Consider the following 7,098-nt stretch of genomic DNA (forward strand, 5'->3'; position numbering starts at 1 on the left):
TTAAAGGTTTTAGAGGACGTTAGAGAAGAGCGGGGAGAACTGAAAGGTCGAACAGGCTTACTCTACAGCCGCCATGATTGTGGGCGGAGCAGGAGTAGATAAATGAGCTTGGGCCACCAGGGCTGTGGTGGTGGGCTCACTCCAGCGGACCAGCCAGGTGGGATGGATGCCCAGGATAAAAATCAATAGCATTAAAATGATCGCGGGAACCCGTTCATCCCACTGCACTTGAGGGAAGTAGGCCAGTTTATTGTCGAGACGGCCAAAACAGGTGCGGTTGAGCAGAATGACAAAGTAGACCGCCGTTAGTCCGGTGCCCGCCACGCTCAGTAAGGTCTGAAGGGGGAAGGCGGCATAGCTGCCCTGGAAGACGAGAAATTCGGCGATAAATCCCACTAACCCGGGAATTCCGGCACTGGCCATACCCGCCAGCACTAGGAGGGCACTAACCAAAGGCAGTCCCCGCACTGGGTTCATCAAACCGTTGAGCACCTCTAAATCACGGGTACCCACTTTGGCTTCAATCAAGCCCACCAGGTGGAAGAGCAGGGCGAGAATCAAGCCATGAGCAAACATTTGGGAAATGGCACCCACAATACTGAGCTCGGTATGGGCGGCAGCGGCTAACAGAATATAGCCCATATGGCCCACAGAACTATAGGCCACCATCCGTTTAATATCTTTTTGGGCAATGGCCGCCAAGGCACCATAGAGGACGCTGACCACAGCCCAGGTGGCGAGCCAAGGGGAAAGCTGCATCCAAGCCTCGGGAAACAGCGGCATACAGAACCGGAAAATACCGTAGGTTCCTAGCTTCGCCAATACACCTCCTAAGAGCATGGCGATGGGGGTAGAGGCGGCCACATAGGTATCGGGTAGCCAGGTATGTAAGGGAACAAGGGGCGTTTTAATGCCAAACCCCAGCAGCAGCAATATCAGCAACACGTACTGGATATTCAGGGGTAAGGTCTGCCCCAACAGCACGTCGTAGGCAAACGTTGAGGCTTCGCTAAACCAAATAACCCCCAGAAATCCCGCTAAGATCAGGCCACCGGACGTGGCGGTATAGAGCAAAAACTTGGTGGCGGCGCTGCCCTGCTGGGCGCCTCCCCAAATAGAAATCAGCAGGTAGAAGGGAATCAGCTCCACTTCATAGAACAGGAAGAACAACAGTAGATTCTGAGCTAAAAACGCCCCGGCTACCCCGCCGCTAATCAGCAAAATTAGAGCATAGAACAGGTGCGGTCGCTTGGTGTCCACCCGACTACTGTAAATGGCTAGCCAAGTCAGCAAACTATTGAGCACCAGCAACGGTAGAGAAAGGCCGTCTACGCCCAGCTGATAGTCCAGCCCTAAGTCCGTCAGCCAGGGGAAAGACTCTTGCAATTGCAGGGAAGGATTACTGATATCAAACTGAATCACCAAGCCCAGGGTCCACAGGAGGGTAATGCCCGATAGCCATAAGGCCGATAGGCGCACCCGTTGCAGATCCAAGGATTTAGGCAGTAGAGCAATAATGACCGCAGCTAGACAGGGAAACCAAATCAGGACGCTCAGCATGGGATAGATAGGGTTAAAGGGCAGGAAGGGGGGCGGAAATGTAAAGGGGGGGTTAGAGCAGCGATCGCAACAGCAGCAATGTGATCACAAATACCCCAGAAATAATCGTCAGCAAATACAGCTGCGTTTGGCCAAAGTTGCCATATTTAAGGATTTCACCACTATTGACAGAGGTGCGAGCAATCCAGTTAGCGACGCCATCCACCACCGTGCGGTCCAGCCAATCCGTAAGCCGGGAAATCCCATCCACCCCAGAGACAATACTGGAGCGATAAAGGGTGGGGGTGTACATATCAAAGGCAAAGAAGTTTTGCACAGACACCCAAGGCAGTTGTATCGGTTTGGGGATGCGATCGCTAACATAAAACCAAACCCCCACCGCACAGCCCACAATGCTGGACACTACCAGCAGCAAGCCCGCCGCATGATTTAACGCCGACCACTGGGGCAGTAAGCCCAAGCGCTGCAAGATAATCGGTAAATGGATGGTTGTGCCTGCCAATAGGGTGGTGGGTAAGGTGACCAGCCAAATATTTTCAGGCGCTCTTACGGTCATTTGTTGCCGCGCTCCAGCGAAAATTAAGCCAAACTCGCGGGTAATACTTAACCCGGTTAAGGCATTCACCAACACCACAATCCCCACTAGCAGCGGATGCTCGGCCCACAGGCTATCGATTAGCTCTAATAAGGCCCAAAAGGACCCCAAAGGAGGCAGGCCAATTAAGCCCGCCGCCCCTACCAGATAACACAGGCCCGTAATCGGACGCCGACTCCAGAGGCCGCCTAGCTGGGTTAAATCTTGGGTAATAGTGTTGAGGATAATCGACCCCGTACTCATAATCAGCAAGGCCATAGCCAGAGCATAGGTAAGCATCAGCAGCAGCGCCGCGCTGAGATGCTGGGTACCCACGGCAATAAAGATTAAGCCCATATATGAACTGGCGGAGTAGGATAAGGCGCGCTTGATATCAATTTGTGCGATCGCAATTAAGGTCCCGCCAATCGCTGTAATCGAACCGACTCCAATCATGGTGGTTAAGGCCAAGGGCGATAGGCTAATCACAGGAGACAGCTTAATTAACACCCAAGCCCCCGTGGACACCACCACAGAATTTCGCAGAATGGTGCCGGGTACAGGACCTTCCATGGCCTCATCTAGCCATAGGTGCAGCGGAAACTGAGCGCATTTACCCATGGGGCCAGCCACTAATCCCAGCCCTAACCAGGCCATTAAGGTTGGATCCACTGTCGCTGTCTGAGCCCAAATTGCCAGCTCACGGTAATCCCAGGTCCCCGCTAAGGGGAAGATTGCCAACACACCCATTAGCAAAAACAGGTCTCCCACCCGTTTCGTCAAGAAGGCGTCTCGGGCACCGGTTACCACTAGGGACTGATTAAACCAAGTACCGACAATTAAGTAGGTAGCTAAGGTGAGAATCTCCAGGATGATATAGCTGAAAAATAGGGAGTTGCAGAGCGCTAAGGAACACATCCCTGTTTCAAATAAAGCCATTAAGGCAAAGAATCGAGCCCAGCCCCAATCCATCTCCAAATAGCCAATGGCATAAATCTGAGCTAGCAAATTCAGACTAGTGATCACTAGACCTGCGCCAATAGTGGTGGTTGACAATTCTAGGGGAATATCAAGGGTCAACCCAGACACCTCAAGCCAAGTAATAGTCAAATACTGAGGCGGTTGATGCCAAGTGCTCGGGAAGCTAAGTACCCCATGTAAAAAGGCACAGAGGGTGGTGACCAAATTAATATAACCAGCGGGTCGAGGTCCCGTCCGTCGAATAATTGAGGGTGTCCACAGCAGAGACAGCACCATACCGATCAACGGGTAGCAGGGAATAAACCAGGCAGTTTGAGCTAGGAACTGAAGCACGAGTATTTCCAGATTTAAAAGTAAAACTTATATAGATTTATATCTAGAATTATATTGATATAAGTTTATGAAAATCAATATAATAATTCTGTAATAAAACTTCAAAAAAATCAAACTTTCTTGAAAAGTTTGTCTAGAGGCAGATTCAGGCTGGGTGCCTGATCAACCTTGCCGTTTTCGCACAGCCTCTGGCAACGGACCATCAACTTTAGGGGTGACTCATGTCATCCCAATACCCCGGTTCTCGTCAGGTTGATTGAATTTGAACCGTTACGAACAATGGAGGACAGCAACTATGGCATTTGATTTAGAACATATCCCGTCTCAAGCAGGCAAAACTGCTATCGTGACTGGGGCCAATACAGGCTTGGGTTATGAAACGGTGATTAATCTTGCCAAAAAGAATTGCAAAGTCATCATGGCTTGTCGGCACCCAGATAGAGCCGAACATGCCAAAGCTGACATCGAGGCGAAAGTGCCTGGAGCCAATTTAGAGATTCTCCTGATCGATTTATCTGATTTATCGTCCGTTAGAGCCTTTGCCCAAGCCTTTCGGCAGCAATACGATCGGCTCGACCTGTTGATTAATAATGCTGGGATTATGTGGCCGCCCTATGCCTTGACGGTTGATGGGTTCGAGAGCCAGATGGGCACGAACTACTTGGGTCATTTCCTCTTAACGATGTTGCTACTGGATTTGATGCCTGATACACCAGAATCGCGGGTGGTGTCCCTGAGTAGCAATGCCCACAAATTGGGATCTGGAGCCATCAATTTTGACGATCTGCACTCAGAACAGAACTATTCCAAAACGGGAGCCTATGCCCAGAGTAAGTTGGCCTGCTTGATGTTTGGGAATGAATTACAGCGGTGGTTAGCCAATGCAGGCAAACAAATTCGGTCTATCACTGCCCACCCTGGTGTTTCCAACACGGAACTCGCCAGACATATGCCCCAGTATCAGATTGACCTTATCCAATACACCATCGGTCCGTTGCTCTGTCATCCACCGGCGCAGGCCGCCATGCCCATCGTCATGGCAGCGCTAGACCCAGAGGCTCAGGGAGGAGAGTATTTCGGCCCTCAAGGTTTTTTGGAAATGAAAGGCCAGCCCGGACGGGCGACACAATCTGACTATGCTCAAAATCAAGCCGCTGCAGAGCATCTCTGGGACGTCTCAGAACAATTAACAGAATCTACATTTGCACTGCCCCAAACTCAAGCGGTGACAACACCATAATCAATCAATTGCTGAAACATATCCGTCAGTGAATGGTCGAGGGGGCGATAGGTAAGCCCTAGCGCATGGGTGCTTTTGCTGTTATCTACCCCAAAGGAGACTCCCACGTTTCTAGCAATGATTTTTCGCGTCATACTGCTATTCAATAAGGGGCCAACCAGCCAAAGGAGTGTTTTGGGCAGAATACTTTTGGGAAAAGGATAGGCATCGCCAAAATGAGCGCGGAGGATCTCGGCCAACTGGGGGAAATTCGTGTTGTACCCAGACGTGATATGGCGCCCCTGGGCTGATGGGGTAAATCCTGCAGCCATATGGGCTTCTGCCACATCTCGTACATCGACTGCCCCTATTTGATAGTCGGGTACGCCCATTTTCATGGTGCCATCCCCAAGCTGCTTGATCAGCGAAAAGGACTCTGAAGTGGCAAAGGGATTAATCCCAGGTCCCAAGACGAGGGAGGGATTGATGGTGACTAAATCCCAGCGATTCTGTGCTTTGGCAATTTTCCAAGCTTCTTTTTCGGCTAGGGTTTTGGAGTAGCAGTAGGGCTGGTGGGTCAGCGAGGAGGTCGTATTCCAATCTGCTTCCGTAAATAGATCACCGGGGACCAGATCTAAGTCAGCACTATCGCCATAAATAGCTGCACAACTACTAGTGACCACCACCCGCCTAACGGACTCGGTTTGATTTGCCTGTTCTAAAACATTGCGGGTGCCGAGCTGAGCAGGTTCAATCAGTTCTTTTTGAGGGTCCTTGACGGCAATCGTGAAGGGAGAAGCAGTGTGGAATACCACGGTACAGCCTTGCATTGCCTCGGCGTAGGACCCTGGCGTCAGTAAATCTGATTTGAAATATTGGATCTGCCCTGGATATTGGTCTGCCAAGGCGTTGAGATATTTAAGCTTTTCGGTATTGGCAGGATTGCGAACGGCAGCGTGAACCGTAAAGCCTTCTTCCAGTAAACGTTTAACGAGCCATCCGGCAACGTAACCTGTAGCACCGGTGACAAGAACGGGCGCTGAGGTATCGTAGGTAGAGTTGGTCATACTTCTGCGGGATTGAGTGGAACACCGTTATCCCGTAGCGTAGCGTATTCATTGCTTCAGCGTTATCGCGTGATCAATCATCATGATCAATCACGCTATCAAAAACACTGCATGGTCAGAACGACTAACCGAGTAAGATCTTTAGTAAAAGAGACATTCGTAATGATGAAAGACTCAATCACTCAAGATCGATTCCAACTCTTTGTCGTTCTGACCATGATTGAAGGCTGTCAATGGACTAGAGGTTAAGACTAGTCAACATTACCAAACTGAACGCTAAGCGCATCAGTATAAACTTCCTGATTCGCAGCATGAATAGAACCAAAGGAAGCTGAACCACCAGGACCTGACGCTGCACCACCCACAGCACTGAGCAACTCAGTATTGGAGTAGAAGGACGTGTCGTTGATGTTAAGAGTGGTAACAGCACCACCTGCAACTAGCTCTTACTGTTGATCAGAAAACTCAGTAAACAATTCAGACATGGTGTTACCCCGCATATTTATAGATGTGAACTCAAGTCAGGAGCGACTCCAAGAGCAGACTTTTATTGATTAAAAGGCTAGAAGAACGAGTGACTTTTGCATACTCATTCAAAGAGTAGTCCTGACTCATGCACTTAGTGACTCAACTAAGTATTAAAACTAGTCAACATTACCAAACTGAACGCTAAGCGCATCAGTATAAACTTCCTGATTTGCACCAGCAATATGGCCAGCAGCAGCGGATCCTCCAGGACCAGAAGCAGCGATACCAGTAGAACCTAATAGCTCAGTATCAGAGTAGAAAGATGTAGCGTTGATATTAAGAGTGGTAATCGCACCACCTGCAACTAGCTCTTGCTGTTGATCAGATAATTCAGTAAATAATTCAGACATGATTCTACCTCAAAGGATTTGATTACGGACTTCAGTGAGAGGCGACTGAACACCTTGAACTAGATGAATTAGAACATTCGGGCTTGCGTATCTCAGTGACACTTGGCATATACACAAGCGATGTAAAGCACTAGTTTGAGTCGCTCCAAATGTCTAGATCTAGTTGTAAATCTCAGTAGCCTCAACACGATTTAGCCTGATCAGCCGACTAAGCGTTAAAACTAGTCAACTTCACCCGCTTGAAGACTAAAAGCATTAGTGAAGATTTCTTGATTCGCACCGGCAATTTCACCAGCAGCGACTGAACCGCCAGGACCAGAAGCAGCCACGCCAGTAGACCCCAATAGCTCTGTATTGGAATAGAAAGATGTAGCGTTGATATTCAGTAAAGCAACTGCACCACCAGCGACTAGCTCTTGCTGTTGATCAGATAATTCAGTAAATAATTCAGACATGATTCTACCTCAAAGGATTTGATTACGGACT

At 49.3% G+C, this 7,098-nt stretch carries 6 protein-coding genes; 1 reads left to right on the forward strand and 5 read right to left on the reverse strand.

Annotated elements, in window-relative coordinates; translation table 11 throughout:
* Positions 1–57 precede the first annotated feature (57 nt).
* The gene (locus Q0986_RS04050) at positions 58–1,560 is read right to left on the reverse strand and encodes an NADH-quinone oxidoreductase subunit M (RefSeq protein WP_299404333.1); all 1,503 of its coding nucleotides are present in this window, start codon (positions 1,558–1,560) and stop codon (positions 58–60) included.
* Positions 1,561–1,612: 52 nt separating this feature from the next.
* Positions 1,613–3,448, reverse strand: coding sequence for an NAD(P)H-quinone oxidoreductase subunit F (locus Q0986_RS04055; RefSeq protein ID WP_299404337.1), 1,836 nt, complete (start codon positions 3,446–3,448; stop codon positions 1,613–1,615).
* A 295-nt stretch (positions 3,449–3,743) separates the two neighbouring features.
* Here Q0986_RS04055 and Q0986_RS04060 point away from each other — a divergent pair, with 295 nt between their 5' ends.
* Positions 3,744–4,688, forward strand: coding sequence for an oxidoreductase (locus tag Q0986_RS04060; protein WP_299404340.1), 945 nt, complete (start codon positions 3,744–3,746; stop codon positions 4,686–4,688).
* Here the strand turns inward: Q0986_RS04060 and Q0986_RS04065 are convergent.
* From Q0986_RS04065 to Q0986_RS04075, 3 genes are all read right to left on the reverse strand, one after another.
* The gene (locus tag Q0986_RS04065) at positions 4,667–5,734 is read right to left on the reverse strand and encodes an NAD-dependent epimerase/dehydratase family protein (protein WP_299404344.1); all 1,068 of its coding nucleotides are present in this window, start codon (positions 5,732–5,734) and stop codon (positions 4,667–4,669) included. The genes Q0986_RS04060 and Q0986_RS04065 overlap by 22 nt on opposite strands.
* A 644-nt stretch (positions 5,735–6,378) precedes the next feature.
* Complete coding sequence (locus tag Q0986_RS04070) at positions 6,379–6,612, reverse strand: CTB family bacteriocin (protein ID WP_299404349.1); 234 nt, start codon at positions 6,610–6,612, stop codon at positions 6,379–6,381.
* 221 nt (positions 6,613–6,833) lie between these two features.
* The gene (locus Q0986_RS04075) at positions 6,834–7,067 is read right to left on the reverse strand and encodes a CTB family bacteriocin (RefSeq protein WP_299404351.1); all 234 of its coding nucleotides are present in this window, start codon (positions 7,065–7,067) and stop codon (positions 6,834–6,836) included.
* Between the last annotated feature and the right edge of the window lie 31 nt (positions 7,068–7,098).

The organism is Acaryochloris sp. IP29b_bin.148, from assembly GCF_028285565.1.
In the GTDB taxonomy this organism is placed as follows: domain Bacteria; phylum Cyanobacteriota; class Cyanobacteriia; order Thermosynechococcales; family Thermosynechococcaceae; genus Acaryochloris.